This window comes from Mesorhizobium yinganensis, from assembly GCF_040081985.1.
Classification (GTDB): Bacteria; Pseudomonadota; Alphaproteobacteria; order Rhizobiales; family Rhizobiaceae; genus Kumtagia; species Kumtagia yinganensis.
The window spans coordinates 1-16,296 of record NZ_JBEBMH010000015.1 but is presented as its reverse complement, the minus strand read 5'-3'; the positions used below and the strand labels follow the sequence as shown (position 1 = coordinate 16,296).

The window sequence follows — 16,296 nt, the reverse complement described above, 5'->3', positions numbered from 1 at the left end:
GGCCTGGGAATGCCCATTTCCACTGGATCAAGAGCAATTCCTGACTGAGATATCGCTAACGTCCGCCTCGCGTTGCACGCAACGCGCCGCCACGCTACATCGCTGGTATGAGCACCGAGCCCGCCCCCGACGTCCTGCGCATCGCCGTCGCCCAGTTGAACCCGATCGTCGGCGACGTCGCCGGCAATCTCGCCAAGGCGCGCGAGGCCCGCGCCGACGCGGCACGCCAAGGCGCCGACCTGGTCCTCTACACGGAACTGTTCATTTCCGGCTATCCGCCCGAGGACCTCGTGCTGAAACCGGCCTTCCTCGCTGCCTGCGAGCGGGCAGTGAAGGAATTCGCCGCCGACACCGCCGATGGCGGGCCGGGTGTCATCATCGGCACGCCGCTCCAGCGCAAGACCGGCCGGCACAATTCGGTGGTCGTCGCCGACGGCGGCAAGATTATCGCCGAGCGCTATAAGGTCGACCTGCCGAATTATGGCGAGTTCGACGAAAAGCGCGTCTTCGACGAAGGCTCGATCCAGGGGCCGTATAATTTTCGCGGCGTCAGGATCGGCATTCCGATCTGCGAGGAGATCTGGAACGATCTCGATATCTGCGAGACTCTTGCCGAAAACGGCGCCGAAATCCTTCTGGTGCCAAACGGCTCGCCCTATTATCGCGGCAAGGTCGATGTGCGCCACCAGGTGGTGCTGCGCCAGGTCATCGAAAGTGGATTGCCGATCCTGTTCGCCAACCAGCTTGGCGGCCAGGACGAACTGATCTTCGACGGTGCGAGCTTTGCCATCAACGCCGACAAGGCGCTGGCCTGCCAGATCAGCCAGTTCGAGGAGACTGTCGCTGTTACCACCTGGAAGAGAGGCGGCCGGGCGGACGCACACGAGGGCTGGGCTTGTACAGACGGGCCGATGTCGAAAATTCCCGAAAGAGAGGAAGCCGACTATCGCGCCTGCCTGCTCGGCCTGCGCGACTACGTCAACAAGAACGGATTCAAGAACGTCGTCCTCGGCCTGTCAGGCGGCATCGACTCGGCGATCTGCGCCGCGCTCGCGGTCGACGCTCTCGGCGAAGAGCGCGTACGCTGCGTGATGATGCCCTACCGCTACACCTCGAAGGACTCGCTGAAGGACGCCGAGGACTGTGCTCGCATGCTCGGATGCCGTTACGACATTGTGCCTATCTTCGAGCCGGTCGAGGGCTTTTTGCACGCTCTGACGCAACTCTTCGAAGGCACCAAGGAAGGAATCACCGAGGAGAACCTTCAGAGCCGCGCCCGAGGCACCATTTTGATGGCGATCTCCAACAAGTTCGGCTCCATGGTGGTTACCACCGGCAACAAGAGCGAGATGTCGGTGGGTTATGCCACGCTCTATGGCGACATGAACGGCGGCTTCAACCCGATCAAGGATCTCTACAAGATGCAGGTCTACGCGCTGTCGGCCTGGCGTAACGACCATGTGCCGCCGGGCGCGCTCGGACCATCGGGCAAATTGATCCCGCAGAACATTATCGACAAGGCACCGTCCGCGGAGTTGCGCGAGAACCAGACCGACCAGGATTCGCTGCCGCCCTACCCCGTGCTCGACGACATTCTGGAATGCCTGGTCGAGAATGAGATGGGTGTCGAGGACATCGTCAAGCGCGGCCATCCGCGAGAGACGGTGACCCGCGTCGAGCATCTCTTGTACATCGCCGAGTACAAGCGCCGGCAGGCCGCGCCCGGCGTGAAGATCACCAAGAAGAATTTCGGTCGGGACCGGCGCTACCCGATCACCAACAAGTTCCGCGACCGGGGCTGATCGCTACAGGCCGCATTATGGAAATCACGCACGATCTTGCCCGCCTGGATTTCCAGGCGACGTCCGACCTGCTGAAGGCGAGCTACTGGGGCAAGCAGCGCACGGACGAAATCAATCGCCGCGCCTTCGCCAATTCGGTCTGCGCCATAGCACTGATCGACGGAAAACAGGCCGGTTTCGCTCGCGCCTCGGGCGACCGCGCGGTGTTCGCACGCATCTCCGACGTCATCGTCTGGCCGGAGCATCGCGGCAAGGGCGTCGGCAAGGCGCTGGTGCAGGCGCTGGTCGACCATCCGGACCTTCGCTCGGTCTCGGCCTGGATGCTGAACACTTCCGACGCTCACGGGCTCTACGCGCAATTCGGTTTCCGCCCGGTCACCGACGGCAACGAGATGCGGCTGGATCGGTAAACGCTGCCGCCGTCGCGGGTAGCTAAGCAGGCAGCCCCGGCCGCTGGGTAAGGATCATCCCCAAGCCGGCTCACGACTTCACTGAAACTGATAGGTGAATACCCGCGATTGCAGCCAGCGGGACTCTCTCGCGACCGGACATCGTGCGCCAACTTGACGAACAGGACGTGAAGGCCAGCGGGGAGGACGGACATCATCACTTATTGCGGAGAATTCCAAATGAAAACCCAAATGTATTAGTCATAACTCGAGGTGATCAGCGAAATACCTTCGCAGCGTGTAATAAATTTCAATCTAATCGAGATAATTTCAATCAGGCTTTGCCGTTCTACTTCGAAGAAATAAGCTGATGTCTCGGGGAAATTTAAGTCGATCTGAATTTTCTAGGCGCAAAAATTGTGGTAACATATCTCAGGCAGGTGATTTTCAGGCTTGCGTGAGGGTGGCGTGGTTTTCGCGCACTTTCCTCTGACATTGACCTCGTTTGGTCCCAAGAACCGGCAGTAGTCCGGTCGCGATACTCAAGTGCACAGCAGCCACTGCGGGCATGAAATGCCGCCGCGGCAACGATTCCGTTCGGCTGAGCCTCGCTGATGAGCTGCGTCAGCTCAAGGAGGTATTTATGGCTATTATCAATGGCGACAATCTCGCCAACGTTTTGTTCGGCACCAATCTGGCCGACACTATTAGTGGCCTGGGTGGCGACGACATCATCGTCGCGCTTGACGGCAATGACACCCTCGATGGCGGAACCGGCGCCGACACCATGGTCGGAGGCCTCGGCAACGACGTCTACATCGTCGACAATGTCGGCGACAGGATCGCGGAGAATGTCAACGAGGGTATCGACCGGGTCGAAAGCTCGATCAGCATCAGCCTTAGCGTGGCAGGCAGGTTCGATGTCGAAAATCTCACCCTGACCGGAACTGCGATCACTGGTATCGGCAACGCCCTCAACAACATCATCATCGGCAATGCGTCGAACAACTCGCTGAGCGGGCTTGCCGGAAACGACAGTCTCTTCGGGTTGGGTGGTAACGACAATCTGTTCGGCGGCGATGGCAACGACTTCCTCAATGGCGGGGTCGGCGCCGACAAGATGACCGGGGGTGCCGGAAACGACACTTATGTATTCGACAATGTGGGCGACGAACTCTCCGAACTGGCCGCCGGCGGCACCGACACAGTTCAGAGTTCCATAAGCCTGAGCCTGAGCGATCCGGACCGGTTGCAGGTCGAGAACCTTACCTTGACCGGCACTGCGATCACCGGCATCGGCAATGCCCTGAACAATATCATCAACGGCAACGCGTCGAACAACACACTGAGCGGGCTTACCGGAGACGACAGGCTGTTCGGCCAAACCGGCAACGACAACCTGTTCGGCGGTGACGGCAACGACCTGCTCAACGGCGGGATTGGCACTGACGCGATGACCGGAGGCGCCGGAAACGATACCTACGTGGTCGACAATGCCGGCGACGTCGTTACTGAAGCGGCAGCAGGCGGCACAGACACGATCCAGAGTTCAATCACCTTGAGCCTGAATGTCGCCGGACGTTTCGATGTCGAGAATCTCACACTGACAGGAGCAGCCGCCATTAACGGCTTCGGAAACGCCCTTAACAACATCATAATCGGCAACGCCGCCAACAACACGCTGAGCGGCGCGGACGGCAATGACAGGCTCTTCGGCCAGGGCGGCAATGACAGCCTTTTCGGCGGCGTGGGTAACGACGTGCTGAGCGGCGGCACCGAAAATGACTTCCACAGCGGCGGCACCGGCAGCGACACCATAGCGACCGGGACCGGCATCGACACGGTTCTCTTCGATACCGCGCTGGGCGCCGGAAACATCGACACTTTGACCGATTTCGCCCCGGTCACCGACACGATCCGGTTGGAGAACGCGGTCTTCACTGCCCTGCCCGCGGGCGTGCTTGCCGCTGCCGCCTTCCGCATCGGTGCCGCGGCTGCGGACGCCACGGACCGAGTGATCTACAACGCGGCGACCGGCGCTCTCTTCTACGATGCCGACGGCACCGGCGCGGCCGCGCAGGCGCAGTTCGCGATCGTAGGCGTCGGACTGGCGATGACCAACGCAGATTTTGTCGTGGTCTAGCCTCGGTCGAAGCCGGTTGAACGCACCTTCGTTGAAAACCTGCAGGGAGCCCGGCCACGGGCTCCCTGTTTGCAAGGGCGCCGCTATTCCTGCAAACCCAATCGGTTTCGTCGAACCTCATCCACGATTCCCCATGCCTTGGCTTCTTCCGCCGACATGAAGAAATCGCGGTCGAGCGTGCGCTCCACCTCTTCGACCGTGCGGCCGCAGTGTTTTGCGTAGAGGCCGGTCATATGCCGCTTCACCTTGATGATGTCGGCCGCATGGCGCTCGATGTCGGAGGCCTGTCCCTGGAAGCCACCGAGCGGTTGATGCACCAGAATGCTGGCATTGGGCAGCGCGACGCGGCGGCCGGGCTCACCCGCCATCAGCAGGAAAGAGCCCATCGAGCGCGCGGTGCCCATGCAAAGCGTCGCGACCGGGCATTTGATGAACTGCATCGTGTCGTAGATAGCGAAGCCGCTGGTCACCACGCCGCCGGGCGAGTTGATGTAGAAGGAGATTTCCTTCTTCGGATCCTCGGCTTCAAGGAAGAGCATCTGCGCGCAGATGAGCGCCGAGGAATTGTCGTCGACGACGCCGTTGAGAAAAATGATCCGCTCGCGCAGCAGGCGCGAAAAAATGTCGAACGACCGTTCGCCGCGCGGCGACTGTTCGACGACCATGGGGACGAGTTGCATCGTGGCGCTCATGGCGCGATCCTCCGTTCGGTGATGAGATGGCTGTTGCTAGGCGGCGAGCGCCATCGGCGTGTTGCCGTTGGCGGCAACTGGCAGCATCGCAGGCGGGCGATGCGTCAGCCTGAACCAGGTGTTCTGCGGGCCGCGCGGCGCGATCTCGACGGTGACAAAACTATCGCCGCGCGCATCCAGCGAGCCGTCACGCCAGCGATAGGTCAGTCGCGAAAAGGGCTTTGCATCGACGATCTCAAAGCTATTAGCCCGGCCGCCTCCGCCGTTCCCGCTGGAAGCGGGCATTGCACCGAGCCAGTCGGCCGCGAGCTCGGGTACGGACAGCGCCCGCCAGACCCGTTCGGCCGGCGCGTCGAGGCCGCATTCGACGACGATCTCGCCATCCTTGCCGACGCTGCTTGTCGTCATTGGTCCATCTCCCTGAGCAGGTCCTTCAGCCGGTCGACGCGCGCCGGCCAGAAGGCGCGGTGGCGTTCGATCCAGCCCAGCAGCGGCTCCAGCCCCTGCGGTTCGACGCTGTAGTTCACATGCCGTCCCTCGCGCCGCTCGCGGATCAGCCCAGCGCCGCGCAGCACCGCCAGATGTTGCGAGATCGCCGGCTGCGACACGCCGAAACCCTCGCGCAACTCGGTCGCATTCTTCTCGCCCGCCGCCAACCGCTCGAACACGGCCCGGCGGGTGGGGTCGGAAAGCGCGCGAAACACATCCGTCTCGTTCATGGCGAACAGATAAGCAGATACTTATCTCAATAGCAAGGGACTCATGGAAACGTTGGCCGCTCAATTGGCTTCCAGCGCCACAATTCGCACAGCGGCAGTGGTTCGCCGAGCCCAGGTGGCCAAGGGCACCCCAAGACCCGCGTCATTCGCCCATATATTCGCCAAGCTCCTGCGGCGTACGGTTCACGCCGATCGACATGGCAAGGATGCGCGAAACGTGTTTTCGCGGCAGTCCGGTTTCCGACACCCAGGCGTTCACCTGGTCCTGAATCTTCTGGAGGTCCTTCTTCGAGGTCGGACTCTCAGCGATGTCCAATCCGGCGTCACGCAAAGCCGCTGCCATGTCGGACGAGATGATGAAGGAATCCCAGCCGATCCAACGCAGGAAATATTGCCCCGTATTGCCACCCAACCGGCTGCCGTTCTTGCCCAGGAAGGCCATCAGCCCGACCTGATCGTCGGCAGGCCATTGCGCGAGGAACTTTCCGAAGCCGCCATGCTCGCGCGACACGCGGTCGACAAAAGCCGCGTTTTCCTTCACCGAACGTATCTTCTGCGGGTTGCGGACGATGCGGCTGTCGGAAGCGAGGTCATGCCAGAAATCGTCGGGCTGGAAGAGCAGGCGTTTGGGCTCGAAACCGAGGAAGGCTTCTTCGAAGCCCGGCCATTTCTGCTCGATCACCCGCCACACGAAACCGGCAGCGAAGACACGCTCGACAATGGCCGATAGAATGCGGTCGTCCCCCACCTTCGCCACGTCGCCATTGTGAGGCGCGGCACCGAGGAGATTGTCGAGAACGGCGTCGCCACCCTTGCGTTTTGAAGCCCTCGCACGAATTGCCGCGAAATCCGCCATTCTGCTAATCCTCCATGACGAAGACGCGCCACGACCTATTTACAAGCCCGCCTGCCCAACCGAATACAGCCGCCGTCCGACGGAGTGTGCCATGCAGAAATCCCTCGCAGAAATCGCCAGACGCTGGCTGACGCGCAGGCCGGAGTCGCTCAGCGAGACTGAGAAGGGCGTGCTGCAGAGCGCCATCGACCGCCGCACGATATCGCGCGACATCAACGCCGTCCACGAGCACAAGATGTCGACGGGCGACCGCATCGCCGACGGCATCGCCCGCATCGGCGGCTCATGGAGCTTCATTCTCTCCTTCCTGGTGTTCCTGGTTATATGGACGGTGGGCAACACGCTTCTCCTGGCAAGCGGGGCGTTCGATCCCTACCCCTACATCTTCCTCAATCTGGTACTGTCGATGTTGGCGGCAATCCAGGCACCGGTCATCATGATGTCGCAGAACAGGCAGGCCGAGCGCGATCGCCTCGACGCCTCGCACGACTACGAGGTGAATTTGAAGGCCGAGATCGAGATCATGGCGCTGCACGAAAAGTTCGACGACATAAGACACCAGGACATCCTGACCGTGCGCGACGAGATTGTCGCGTTGCGCGCTATGCTGGAACGCATCGAGAGCCGTCTGGCCGAGACCGGCCGGCCGGCATGAGCGACACCATCCATCTCCTCATCGAGCGTTATGGCCTTATCGCCGTATTTGCCGGTTGCCTGACCGAGGGTGAGACGGCTGCGATTCTGGGCGGGTTTTTCGCTCACCAGGCGGTGTTCGTGCCCTGGCATGCCTACGCCGCGGCCTTTCTTGGGGCGTTCGGCGGCGACACCTTTTTCTTCCTGATGGGGCGGCGTTTTGCCGGCCACGCAATCGTGCGGCGGCTGATCGCCAAGCCGGGCTTCAGCCATGCCCACGACTTCCTGCACAATCATCCAAACCTGTTCATCTTCGCCAACCGCTACATCTACGGCATGCGGCTGTTCGGCGGTGTCGCCGCCGGGCTTTCCGACATCCCATTCCGCCGATTCGTCGTCATCAACATGCTGTCGTCGCTGCTGTGGGCGGCGATCTTCTGCGGTCTCGGCTATTTTTTCGGGCTCGGCGCCGAAACGCTGCTAGGCGAAACGATCCGCAAGCATCATCGGCTGCTGATCGCGCTGGGCATCGGAATTGCGGTGCTGGTGTTCGGCCATTTCGCCGCACGCTGGGTGCGGACAAGGCAGGCAAGGCGAATAGCCTAATAGTGGTGCGTCAGACTTGGACGACCGTTAGGAAGCACCGTGATCGGGATCGCCGCCGCCCGGTCAGGCCTGCAGGGCGCCCAACCGTTCGACGATCGCAAAACCCCAGACGCCGATTGCGAGGATGATGGCGATCAGCACGGCCAGCGAGCCGCAATCCTTGGCAAGCTGGATCTCGACGTTGAACTCGCGCGAGAAAGCGTCGCATGCCGCCTCGATGCCGGTATTCAGCACCTCGACCATGATCAGCACGAGGATCGAGGCAATCAGCAACGCGTAAACCATCCAGGACGTGGCGACGAACCAGCCGACCGGGATGGCGACGATCAGCAGGCCGAGTTCCTGCTGGAACGCCTTTTCGGTGAGCGTCAGCCTGCGCAGCGCCCGCATCGAATTCCAGAAAGCGCTGATGATACGTTCCATAGTCGAAAAACCGCCCTGCCCGTTGCCGCTCTGATCGAGAACGGCTCTTAGCGAAAAGCAGCGCTTACTGGAACAGGTAGGAATCGTTGGCGAAAAAACCGTGATTGACGGAATCGTGCACGCGCCGGCCATGTGCGCCCTCGCCCGCCGCGCCATAGGCGAAGAAAATCGGCATCAGATGCTCGTCGGTCGGATGGTTCTCCGCGGGGAATGGCGCCCGATGCTTCCAGTCGAGCAGCGCTTGCGTATCGCCCTTCGACAGTTCATCCGCGAACCAGTCGCTAAATGCCTTCACTTTTGCGGGTAGCGCCGGATCTGGCTCGGCCCCCTGGCGCACCACGGAGAAGAACGCGCGCAGATTGTGGGTGATATGACCGGAGCCGATCACCAGAATGTCCTCGCCGCGTAGAGGCGCCAGCGCGCGACCGACGGCATGATGCCAGGCGGCGTCGCGGTTGGGATCGATCGACACCTGCACAACGGGTATGTCGGCTTGCGGATAGGCAAGCTTCAGCGGCGTCCAGGTGCCGTGGTCATAACCACACCTGGCTGCACGGCTCGGTGAAAGGCCAGCTTCGCCAAGGAGGCCAAAGACACGCTCGGCCAGCGCCGGGTCACCTGGGGCTGGATATACCATCTCGTAAAGCTCGGGCGCGAAACCGCGGAAATCATACATCATTTCCGGCGCGGGATCGGTGACCACCGCGACGCCGTCTGTCTCGAAATGGGCGGACGAAATGACGATCGCCTTCGGACGCGGCAGCAGCGAAGAAAGCGCTTCGAGATAATGGCGCGCCGGCGTGTCCGAAATCACGATATTCGGCCCGCCATGCGAGATGAAAAGCGACGGCAGAGTGGTCATGGGCTTGCTCCTGACGCCTTTTTATCCCGAAGCCGCCATAGCCGCGAGCCCGCAATGCCACGACGCTGCGTTCAGCAATCGTGGACGCGGAACCGGTCACTGCTCTATGGGCTCGGCCGGCCACCATTGCGCATGGACAGGAAGACCATCATCAATCGTGTAGTAGTCGCCTTTGTCGGCTGCGAAAATGTGCATCGAAGCCTTCAGGCCGGTCGGTCGGTCGAACGCACCGGCGAGGATGGAGACCGTCTCGCCGCCCTCATGCTTCCAGAACAGCGCGGCGCCGCAGATATGGCAGAAGCCGCGCCGGGCTCGCGGTGACCCGGCATACCAGGTAATCGCTTCCTCGCCTTCGACGGCGAGTTTAGCCGCAGCGACGCTGGTCGCCGCGAAGAAATGACCGGACTGTTTCCGGCACTGGGAACAATGGCAATAGACGACATCGCGCAGCTTGCCGCTGGTACGGAACCTGACCGCGCCACAGTGGCACGAGCCGGTGTGGATATTGTCCATGAACCTCTCCGACCAAGTTTCGTTTCGCCTGGACGCACAACGTCGCATCGATCGGATGGCGTCGTCGGCTTGAATGCGACGTCGCATTGGCCGGCCTGTGACAAAGGCGGCACCCCTGTCCGGCGGAAGACGCAAGACCTTGAAAGATTTTGCAAAGTCGTCTGCAAGGTATTCCCGATTAAGGAAACATTAGAGGGAGTGCTGCAATCTTAGACATCGGGATGCGCGTATGACGCTCGCGTCCCCGCTTCTGCCGGGCAGGGCCACCTGCTCCGGGCCGGCATGAATGCCCGGCCCAGAAACACAGGCCGGGCCAGCCGGCACGCGCGTGCGTTGGAGTAGTCGTAGATGCAACCGGCGATAACTCCTTCGGAGAAGTCGAACGACATCGCCATGAGCGTCGTCACCACCATGCGCCAGATGGGCGTGATGGGCCTGCCGCGCAATTACGAGATTTTCTACGAGGCGCTGACCGGGTCCAATCACGACCTGACGATGGAGGTCGTGTCGCTCAGCAGCCGCCCCTCGCAGGAGGAACTGGACCGCATCGGCCGGAAATATTTTGCGCAGAACCATGAGCATGCCATCGTCGCGACAGCGCGCGAAACGCTGGCCAAGGAACTGGAGGATGTTGCGCGCCTGCTGCGCAGCGAGCGCTCGCATATCGAGAAATACGGCGCGATTCTGACCGAGACATCGGACGGGCTGACCAGCCGCCATGCGATGAGCCGCGAACTTCTCCAGCGGATCGTCTCGGTGATGAGCGTCGCCACCAATTCCACCATCGACCACGGCAAGCAGGTCGCGACGACTCTGAGCGAGAAGTCGGCGGAACTGGAGAGCGTCAAATCGGCGCTCGAAAAGTACAAGATCCTAGCAGACACCGATCCGCTGACGCATATCTGGAACCGGCGCGCCTTCGACAAGCAGATCGCCGACATCTACAACGACCGCAAAAGCGTGATGTTTGGCGCACTGGTGCTGGCCGACATCGACCGCTTCAAGGAGATCAACGACCGCTTCGGCCATCCCGTCGGAGACAAGATCATCCAACTGATCGCGGAAATCCTGCGCGGCAATCTGCACAGCGACATGTTTGTGGCGCGCACCGGGGGCGAAGAATTCGCACTGATCCTCGAGGGCGCCGGCGAACAGGCAACCTACGATCTCGCCGACGGCTTGCGCGCGCTGATCGAGCAAACGGTTTTCTCTTCACCGACCGGGGTGAACTACGGCCCCGTGACGGTGTCGATGGGCATCTGCATGGCGTCTGAAGCCGACGGTCCGGACGACCTTTATTCGAAGGCCGACCGGGCGCTCTATCGTTCGAAAATCACCGGCCGCAACCGGGTGACGAAATTCTCGACCGTACAGGATCGGCCGCTGAAGAGCTGGCTGCTTTACAAGAAGGATTGACCGGCAGCGCCGCGGCGCTGCCGAAACATTCAGCCGTTCACGACCTTGCGGTGGGTCACGCCGGCGCCCTTCTTGAGGAGTTCCGAGACGAGAAACGCCAATTCGATCGCCTGGTCGGCGTTGAGGCGCGGATCGCAATGGGTATGGTAGCGGTCCTGCAGCTCGTCGTCGCGGATGGCGCGGGCGCCGCCCGTGCATTCGGTGACGTTCTTGCCGGTCATCTCGATATGGATGCCACCCGGATGCGTGCCCTCGGCACGATGCACCTCGAAAAAGGTCTGCACTTCCTTGAGGATGCGATCGAACGGCCGGGTCTTGTAGCCGGCCGCCGTGATCGTGTTGCCATGCATCGGATCCGACGACCAGACGACGTTGCGGCCTTCCTTCTTTACCGCGCGCACCAGCTTCGGCAGGTGGTCGGCGACCTTGTCCGAGCCGAAACGGGCGATCAGCGTCAGCCGCCCCGGCTCGTTTTCCGGATTGAGCAGGTCGATCAGTTGCAAGAGGCCGTCGGCAGTCAGCGACGGTCCGCATTTCAGGCCAAGCGGGTTCTTGATGCCGCGGCAGTATTCGACATGCGCGTGGTCGGGCTGGCGCGTGCGGTCGCCGATCCAGATCATGTGGCCGGAAGTTGCATACCAGTCACCCGACGTCGAATCGACACGGGTCAGCGCCTCCTCATAGCCGAGCAGCAGAGCCTCGTGGCTGGTGTAGAAATCAGTCTCGCGCAGCGAATAATTGCTCTCCGAGGTGATGCCGATGGCCTGCATGAAGTCCATCGTCTCGGTGATGCGGTTGGCCAGCGATTCGTAGCGCTCGGCCTGCGGGCTGTCGGCGACGAAACCGAGCATCCAGCGATGCACGTTCTCCAGACTGGCATAGCCGCCCTGGGCGAAGGCGCGCAACAGGTTGAGCGTGGCCGCCGACTGGCGGTAGGCCATTTCCTGGCGCACCGGATCGGGGATGCGCGACTTCTCGTCGAAGTCGATGCCGTTGATGATGTCGCCGCGATAGCTTGGCAGCGTCACGCCGCCCTTGGTCTCGTTGTCGGACGAACGCGGTTTTGCGAATTGGCCGGCGACGCGGCCTATCTTCACCACCGGCTGTGCGCCGGCGAAAGTCAGTACCACCGACATCTGCAGGAAGACGCGGAAGAAGTCGCGGATGTTGTCCGCGCCATGTTCGGCGAAGCTCTCGGCGCAGTCGCCGCCCTGGAGGAGGAACGCGTCACCGGCAGCCACGCTTGCAAGCTGCTTCTTCAGCTTGCGCGCCTCACCTGCAAAAACCAGCGGCGGAAAGCTTGCGAGACGGGCCTCCGTGTCGGCAAGCGCTGCCGCATCCGGATAGGCCGGAACCTGCTGAATAGGCTTGGCTCTCCAGGAATTCGGGGACCATTTCGTCATCGTCGCACCCAATCGTCGCTGGCAAGGGCGAAATACCCCGCCATCCCGTCCTTCGGGAAGGCGGCTCTATACAGGAACGAAGCCGGCTATTCCAGACCGGAGTTCGCCGGGTGGCGAGGCACCTTCGAGTGAGACACGGCGATTGCCCGGTGCATCGCCCCCTATTGCCGACTGCCCACTGCCTAAGGGGATCAGGCAAACTCCATGATCACCGCGTCGACAGCAAGGCTGTCCCCCTGCTTGGCGTTGATCTTCGCAACCGTTAGGTCGCGCTCAGCGCGCAACACGTTCTCCATCTTCATCGCCTCGACCACGGCGAGGATGTCCCCGGCCTTGACCTGTTGTCCCTCATCTACGTTCAGGGACACCACCAACCCCGGCATCGGGCAGAGCAACAGTTTCGATGTATCCGGCGGCAGCTTGATCGGCATCAGCCGGTCAAGTTCGGCCGTGCGCGGCAGCATGGCGCGAGCCGTCACCGTCATGCCCTTCCAATCGATGCGGTAGCCGCTCTCCACCGGCCGAAGCTGTGCGACCACTTTGTGGGCGCCGACCATGCCGCGCCAGACCGGTTCTCCCGGTCGCCAGTCCGAGGCAACCGTCAGCGGCTTGCCGCCGGCAACCATCATGTCGATTTCCATCGGCACCGAGATCAGGCCTTCGCCGAGATGCACGGGGACGTAGTCGGTGCCGATCTTCACCTCCCACTCGGATTTCAGCACGCCGGAATGCGGAGCGAGCCGTCCGCTCAACCGGTCGAGCCGGTCGCGGCGCAGCAGTTCCACGGCGCAAGCCACTGCCGCAATCACCACTTTCTCCTCGTCGGTCGGCACGATCGGGGCAAAACCGTCCGGATACTCCTCGGCGATGAAGCCCGTGGAAAGCCGCCCTTCCCGCCAGCGCGGATGGCGCATAAGCGCCGCCAGGAACGGTATGTTGTGCTGAATACCGTCAACGACGAATTCGTCGAGCGCATCCGACATCGCGTCAATTGCGGTGAGGCGGTCCGGCGCCCAGGTGCACAGTTTTGCGATCATCGGATCGTAGAACATCGAGATTTCCGAGCCTTCGGTGACGCCGGTGTCGTTGCGCACCACGACCTCGTCGAAGCGGCCCTCCTCGGGCGGGCGATAACGCGTCAGCCGGCCGATCGACGGTAGAAAATTGCGGTAAGGGTCTTCGGCATAGAGCCGACTTTCCACCGCCCAACCGTTGAGCCTCACGTCCTCCTGGCGGATGGCGAGCTTTTCGCCAGCGGCCACGCGGATCATCTGCTCGACCAGATCGACGCCGGTGACGAGTTCCGTCACCGGATGCTCGACCTGCAGGCGCGTATTCATCTCAAGGAAATAGAAGTTCTTCTTCGCGTCGACGATGAACTCGACCGTGCCGGCGCTCTGGTAGTCGACGGCTTTGGCCAGCGCCACCGCCTGCTCGCCCATGGCTTTTCGGGTTTTTTCGTCGAGGAACGGTGACGGGGCCTCCTCCACGACCTTCTGGTTGCGGCGCTGGATCGAGCATTCGCGTTCGCCGAGATAGATAGCTTTGCCGTGGCCGTCGGCCAGCACCTGGATCTCGATATGGCGCGGCTCGACCACGAATTTCTCGATGAAGACTCGGTCGTCGCCGAACGAACTTTTCGCCTCGGAGCGGGCGCGGACAAAACCGTCCCGCACCTCGTCCTTCGACCAGGCGATGCGCATGCCCTTGCCGCCGCCGCCCGCCGAAGCCTTGATCATCACCGGATAGCCGATCTCGCCGGCGATTCTTTCGGCATGATCGCCGTCCTCGATGACGCCGAGATAGCCGGGCACGGTCGAGACCTTCGCAGCGTTGGCGAATTTTTTCGATTCGATCTTGTCGCCCATCGCTTCGATGGCTTTTGGCTTCGGGCCGATGAAGACGATGCCCTGCGCTTCCAGAGCGGCGCAGAACGAAGCGCGTTCGGAAAGGAACCCGTAGCCGGGATGCACGGCCTGCGCCCCGGTCTCCTTGCACGCCTTGATGATCTTGTCGGCAACCAGATAGCTTTGCGCGGCGGGTGCGGCGCCGATATGCACCGCCTCGTCGGCCATCTCGACATGCACCGCGTCGCGATCGGCGTCGGAATAGACCGCGACCGTTGCGATGCCCATCTTTCTGGCCGTCTTGATGACGCGACAGGCAATCTCGCCACGGTTGGCGATCAGTATCTTGCTGAACATGAAGGCCGCTTTTCTCCCACGGAACGCCGCCCCTTCTTATGGGGATGACGGCGCAGGCTCAAGCGGCCTGTTGGACGCCGTGCCAAGGGTATGGCGGTATTGCCCCGGCACCGGCAACAAAAAACCCGGCGGTTGCCCGCCGGGTCTGCCTAGACCGATCGGTAAGGCCGATCAGAACGTGCGCTGGAAGCGCAGGTTGAAGCCCCACGAATCGCCGAACTCATCACCGTCCTCGTTTACGAGCCTATTACCGTTGCTGCCCTTGTCAGGGCTGTAATAGACGACTTCGGGCGTAATGGTGAAGCCGGGGACCAGATCGTAGGCAACGTTGGCCACAACGGAGAGGTTTTCGCCGTCGTCATAACCAACCTGGGCGTTGAACTTCGCCTTGTCGTTGAACTTGATCGACGTACCGCCCCAGACGCCCCAGTCGCCAGCCCACTGCGCGTAGTAGTTCGCGTTGTCGAAGCCCGCCGAATCCCAGCCGCCCATCACGAACACCGTAGCGGTTTCGGTGATCTTGACGTCTAAGCGGCCCTTGATGGCGACTTCTTCGTTCCTGCTGTCGTAACCGGCGACGACGCCGATCTTGCCCCAGCCCTGCGTGAACGACAGACCGCCGACCACATACGGAGTGTAGTCCTGGGTGATGCCGCTATACGGAAGGTCCGCGCGATAGTAGACCCCGCCCTGGTCGCCCTGCTCCAGAGCAGCGCCGGCCGCGAAGCCGTTTCCGCCGGTGTAGGTATAGGCGATCTGCAGCGAGCCGGTGTTAGGGCCGTAGTTGACGACAGTGTCATTCATGACCCCGCCCGCATAGTCGGTGAAGGTATTGAAGTAGGAGTCCGTCTTACCGATGCGGAAGCCGGCGAGCTCGATATAGGCATGCTCGATGCTCATGCCGTCGCTCATGTCATAGTCAGGAGTGTTGTTGCCGGACACCTGGTAGTTGAAGTTGATGGCGGCATAGGAACGCAGCGTGCCGTATTCGGTCTCGCTGCGGGCGTCGGCGCGCAGCTGGAAGCGGACGCGGTTGTTGTAGGTCTCGTCGCCGGCGGCGCTGCGGACGCCTATATGCTCATCATCGACGTATGCGGAGCCATAATAATCGCCGCCGCGAATGTCGACGCGGACATAACCGCCGATCTTCAGACAGGTTTCGGTGCCGGGCAGGTAGAAGAAGCCCGAACCATAGACGTCACAGACCCGCATATTCGACGGGTTCCGGCTCGGCAACCACGACCGCATCGGCCGCGCGCGCGCCGCTAACTGCGACCACAGCCGCAGCGGAGCCAAGAAGAAGGCTCTTGATGTTCACTTTCTGACCTCCAGAAAACTAGTTAAAAAAAATGGGCGTGCAAAAACAGTCACGCGGAACGGTGCCCCTCACGGCCCGCGTTAGAAAAGGCTTAAGATTTACTGGAAACCTCCTTTCCCTTAGTGTCCGTCCGGGAGCTTTGTGAATCGGTGGAATCGGTTAGCTGATTTGGGGTTGTAGGGTTTGAGTCTGCTATGATTCCCTGATTGGCGCTGATTCGAAAGGAAGCGCCGATGTGGACGGTTGAAAACCGGGCTCGCTACAACCGCGATCACCTGCGTTATCCGAGCGACCTTACGGACGAAGAGTGGGCTGTG

15 protein-coding genes and 2 pseudogenes are annotated in these 16,296 nt (G+C 61.6%); 7 read left to right on the top strand and 10 right to left on the bottom strand.

The features are described from left to right. Positions 1–107 precede the first annotated feature (107 nt). The 3 genes from ABMA59_RS23250 to ABMA59_RS23240 all read left to right on the top strand — a co-directional run bounded on the left by ABMA59_RS23250 (position 108) and on the right by ABMA59_RS23240 (position 4,334). Positions 108–1,802, top strand: coding sequence for an NAD+ synthase (locus ABMA59_RS23250; RefSeq protein WP_349007780.1), 1,695 nt, complete (start codon positions 108–110; stop codon positions 1,800–1,802). Positions 1,803–1,819: 17 nt separating this feature from the next. Then, positions 1,820–2,212 carry a GNAT family N-acetyltransferase gene (locus ABMA59_RS23245; protein ID WP_349007779.1) on the top strand — a complete coding sequence of 131 codons (393 nt, stop codon included), beginning with the start codon at positions 1,820–1,822 and terminating at the stop codon, positions 2,210–2,212. Positions 2,213–2,834: 622 nt separating this feature from the next. Then, a complete protein-coding gene (locus tag ABMA59_RS23240) occupies positions 2,835–4,334 on the top strand; it encodes a calcium-binding protein (protein WP_349007778.1) in 1,500 nt (499 codons plus the stop codon). A gap of 83 nt (positions 4,335–4,417) precedes the next feature. On the opposite strand, the gene ABMA59_RS23235 is transcribed toward ABMA59_RS23240, so the two are convergent. The 4 genes from ABMA59_RS23235 to ABMA59_RS23220 all read right to left on the bottom strand — a co-directional run bounded on the left by ABMA59_RS23235 (position 4,418) and on the right by ABMA59_RS23220 (position 6,601). Then, complete coding sequence (locus ABMA59_RS23235; RefSeq protein WP_349007777.1) at positions 4,418–5,026, bottom strand: ATP-dependent Clp protease proteolytic subunit; 609 nt, start codon at positions 5,024–5,026, stop codon at positions 4,418–4,420. Positions 5,027–5,062: 36 nt separating this feature from the next. Continuing rightward, complete coding sequence (locus ABMA59_RS23230; RefSeq protein ID WP_349007776.1) at positions 5,063–5,434, bottom strand: SRPBCC family protein; 372 nt, start codon at positions 5,432–5,434, stop codon at positions 5,063–5,065. Next, positions 5,431–5,745 carry an ArsR/SmtB family transcription factor gene (locus tag ABMA59_RS23225; protein ID WP_349007775.1) on the bottom strand — a complete coding sequence of 105 codons (315 nt, stop codon included), beginning with the start codon at positions 5,743–5,745 and terminating at the stop codon, positions 5,431–5,433. Before ABMA59_RS23225 ends, ABMA59_RS23230 begins: the two co-directional genes overlap by 4 nt. Before the next feature lie 142 nt (positions 5,746–5,887). Further along, entirely contained in the window at positions 5,888–6,601 is a 714-nt protein-coding gene (locus ABMA59_RS23220) for a DNA-3-methyladenine glycosylase I (protein ID WP_349007774.1), read from the bottom strand. 91 nt (positions 6,602–6,692) lie between these two features. Here ABMA59_RS23220 and ABMA59_RS23215 point away from each other — a divergent pair, with 91 nt between their 5' ends. Beyond that, positions 6,693–7,256 (top strand): DUF1003 domain-containing protein, encoded by a 564-nt coding sequence (locus tag ABMA59_RS23215; RefSeq protein ID WP_349007773.1) that lies wholly within the window; start codon positions 6,693–6,695, stop codon positions 7,254–7,256. Then, positions 7,253–7,840: a DedA family protein gene (locus ABMA59_RS23210; protein ID WP_349007772.1), complete on the top strand. Its 588-nt coding sequence runs from the start codon at positions 7,253–7,255 to the stop codon at positions 7,838–7,840. Before ABMA59_RS23215 ends, ABMA59_RS23210 begins: the two co-directional genes overlap by 4 nt. A 63-nt stretch (positions 7,841–7,903) precedes the next feature. On the opposite strand, the gene ABMA59_RS23205 is transcribed toward ABMA59_RS23210, so the two are convergent. From ABMA59_RS23205 to ABMA59_RS23195, 3 genes are all read right to left on the bottom strand, one after another. After that, entirely contained in the window at positions 7,904–8,263 is a 360-nt protein-coding gene (locus ABMA59_RS23205; protein ID WP_349007771.1) for a diacylglycerol kinase, read from the bottom strand. A gap of 64 nt (positions 8,264–8,327) precedes the next feature. Further along, on the bottom strand, positions 8,328–9,125 hold the full coding sequence (locus ABMA59_RS23200) for a DODA-type extradiol aromatic ring-opening family dioxygenase (protein ID WP_349007770.1): 798 nt from the start codon (positions 9,123–9,125) through the stop codon (positions 8,328–8,330). 96 nt (positions 9,126–9,221) lie between these two features. After that, entirely contained in the window at positions 9,222–9,638 is a 417-nt protein-coding gene (locus ABMA59_RS23195) for a GFA family protein (protein ID WP_349007769.1), read from the bottom strand. 348 nt (positions 9,639–9,986) lie between these two features. Here ABMA59_RS23195 and ABMA59_RS23190 point away from each other — a divergent pair, with 348 nt between their 5' ends. Beyond that, positions 9,987–11,054 carry a GGDEF domain-containing protein gene (locus ABMA59_RS23190; protein ID WP_349007768.1) on the top strand — a complete coding sequence of 356 codons (1,068 nt, stop codon included), beginning with the start codon at positions 9,987–9,989 and terminating at the stop codon, positions 11,052–11,054. A gap of 29 nt (positions 11,055–11,083) precedes the next feature. Here ABMA59_RS23190 and ABMA59_RS23185 read toward each other — a convergent pair whose 3' ends face one another. The 3 genes and pseudogenes from ABMA59_RS23185 to ABMA59_RS23175 all read right to left on the bottom strand — a co-directional run bounded on the left by ABMA59_RS23185 (position 11,084) and on the right by ABMA59_RS23175 (position 15,979). Then, positions 11,084–12,457 carry a class II 3-deoxy-7-phosphoheptulonate synthase gene (locus tag ABMA59_RS23185; RefSeq protein WP_349007767.1) on the bottom strand — a complete coding sequence of 458 codons (1,374 nt, stop codon included), beginning with the start codon at positions 12,455–12,457 and terminating at the stop codon, positions 11,084–11,086. Between the two features lie 191 nt (positions 12,458–12,648). Further along, the gene (locus ABMA59_RS23180) at positions 12,649–14,661 is read right to left on the bottom strand and encodes an acetyl-CoA carboxylase biotin carboxylase subunit (RefSeq protein WP_349007766.1); all 2,013 of its coding nucleotides are present in this window, start codon (positions 14,659–14,661) and stop codon (positions 12,649–12,651) included. Positions 14,662–14,832: 171 nt separating this feature from the next. After that, positions 14,833–15,979, bottom strand: a pseudogene (locus tag ABMA59_RS23175) (porin). Positions 15,980–16,212: 233 nt separating this feature from the next. On the opposite strand from ABMA59_RS23175, the pseudogene ABMA59_RS23170 reads away from it, so the two are divergent. Beyond that, positions 16,213–16,296, top strand: a pseudogene (locus ABMA59_RS23170) (IS5/IS1182 family transposase); the annotation flags it as partial.

Bases quoted from the DNA above. Each gene is read 5' to 3' on its own strand.
- ABMA59_RS23250 (WP_349007780.1), top strand. From the start codon at position 108: ATGAGCACCGAGCCCGCCCCCGACGTCCTGCGCATCGCCGTCGCCCAG.
- ABMA59_RS23215 (WP_349007773.1), top strand. From the start codon at position 6,693: ATGCAGAAATCCCTCGCAGAAATCGCCAGACGCTGGCTGACGCGCAGG.
- ABMA59_RS23190 (WP_349007768.1), top strand. From the start codon at position 9,987: ATGCAACCGGCGATAACTCCTTCGGAGAAGTCGAACGACATCGCCATG.
- ABMA59_RS23235 (WP_349007777.1), bottom strand. From the start codon at position 5,026: ATGAGCGCCACGATGCAACTCGTCCCCATGGTCGTCGAACAGTCGCCG.
- ABMA59_RS23240 (WP_349007778.1), top strand. From the start codon at position 2,835: ATGGCTATTATCAATGGCGACAATCTCGCCAACGTTTTGTTCGGCACC.
- ABMA59_RS23225 (WP_349007775.1), bottom strand. From the start codon at position 5,745: ATGAACGAGACGGATGTGTTTCGCGCGCTTTCCGACCCCACCCGCCGG.
- ABMA59_RS23180 (WP_349007766.1), bottom strand. From the start codon at position 14,661: ATGTTCAGCAAGATACTGATCGCCAACCGTGGCGAGATTGCCTGTCGC.
- ABMA59_RS23205 (WP_349007771.1), bottom strand. From the start codon at position 8,263: ATGGAACGTATCATCAGCGCTTTCTGGAATTCGATGCGGGCGCTGCGC.
- ABMA59_RS23210 (WP_349007772.1), top strand. From the start codon at position 7,253: ATGAGCGACACCATCCATCTCCTCATCGAGCGTTATGGCCTTATCGCC.
- ABMA59_RS23185 (WP_349007767.1), bottom strand. From the start codon at position 12,457: ATGACGAAATGGTCCCCGAATTCCTGGAGAGCCAAGCCTATTCAGCAG.
- ABMA59_RS23200 (WP_349007770.1), bottom strand. From the start codon at position 9,125: ATGACCACTCTGCCGTCGCTTTTCATCTCGCATGGCGGGCCGAATATC.
- ABMA59_RS23195 (WP_349007769.1), bottom strand. From the start codon at position 9,638: ATGGACAATATCCACACCGGCTCGTGCCACTGTGGCGCGGTCAGGTTC.
- ABMA59_RS23230 (WP_349007776.1), bottom strand. From the start codon at position 5,434: ATGACGACAAGCAGCGTCGGCAAGGATGGCGAGATCGTCGTCGAATGC.
- ABMA59_RS23220 (WP_349007774.1), bottom strand. From the start codon at position 6,601: ATGGCGGATTTCGCGGCAATTCGTGCGAGGGCTTCAAAACGCAAGGGT.
- ABMA59_RS23245 (WP_349007779.1), top strand. From the start codon at position 1,820: ATGGAAATCACGCACGATCTTGCCCGCCTGGATTTCCAGGCGACGTCC.